Below are 1,066 nucleotides of genomic sequence, written 5' to 3' on the forward strand. Positions count from 1 at the left end.
TCCTCGGCCAGCGCACCAAGACCGGCCAGCACACCCTCACGGCCCTCGGCCAGCACCACCGCCCGATGCTCGAACACCGACCGCGTCGTCGCCAGTGAGAACGCGGTGTCGGCCAGACCCAGATCAGACTCGCCGTCCAGGAACGACACCAGCCGCTCAGCCTGCGCCCGCAACGCCCGACCCGTCTTGGCCGAGACCAGCACCGGCACCACACCCGCAGCCGGTACCCGGCCCTGCGGACTGTCTTCTCCTACCGGCGCTTCCGGCCCCTGCTCAAGAATGATGTGCGCGTTGGTGCCACTGATCCCGAACGACGACACACCAGCCCGGCGCGGACGACCGGTCCCCGGCCACTCCACCGGCTCGGTCAGCAACTCCACCGCACCCGAGGCCCAGTCCACATGCGAGGACGGCTCGTCGATGTGCAGCGTCCTGGGCAGCACCCCCTGACGCATCGCCAGCACCATCTTGATCACACCCGCCACACCGGCGGCCGCCTGGGTGTGCCCGAGATTCGACTTGATCGACCCCAGCAACAGCGGCCGGTCCTCGTCCCGGTCCTGACCATAGGTGGCCAGCAGCGCCTGCGCCTCGATCGGATCACCCAGCGTCGTACCAGTCCCGTGACCCTCGACCGCGTCCACCTCGGTGGGGTTCAAGCCCGCGACGGCCAGCGCCTGACGGATCACCCGCCGCTGCGAAGGACCGTTCGGCGCCGTCAACCCATTCGACGCACCGTCCTGATTGACCGCCGAACCACGCATCACGGCCAACACCTGGTGGCCATTACGGCGCGCGTCCGACAGCCGCTCCAGCACCAACATGCCCACACCCTCGGACCAGCTCACCCCGTCGGCCGCGTCCGAGAAAGACTTGCACCGGCCATCGCCGGCCAGCCCGCCCTGCGCACTGAAACCGATGAACGCGCCCGGGTTGGCCATCACCGTCACACCACCGGCCAGCGCCAGAGTGCACTCACCCGACCGCAGCGCCTGCGCCGCCATGTGCATCGCCACCAGCGACGACGAACACGCGGTGTCCACCGTCACCGCCGGGCCCTCCAACC

The 1,066-nt window shown here is 69.6% G+C and carries 1 protein-coding gene; it reads right to left on the bottom strand.

Annotated elements, in window-relative coordinates:
• Positions 1 to 1,049, bottom strand: a 1,049-nt coding sequence (locus tag ABT130_RS47680) for a beta-ketoacyl synthase N-terminal-like domain-containing protein (RefSeq protein ID WP_502992255.1), incomplete at its 3' end; no start/stop codon positions are given.
• Positions 1,050 to 1,066: the final 17 nt, after the last annotated feature.

This window comes from Streptosporangium sp. NPDC001681 (assembly GCF_040298085.1).
Classification (GTDB): domain Bacteria; phylum Actinomycetota; class Actinomycetes; order Streptosporangiales; family Streptosporangiaceae; genus Streptosporangium.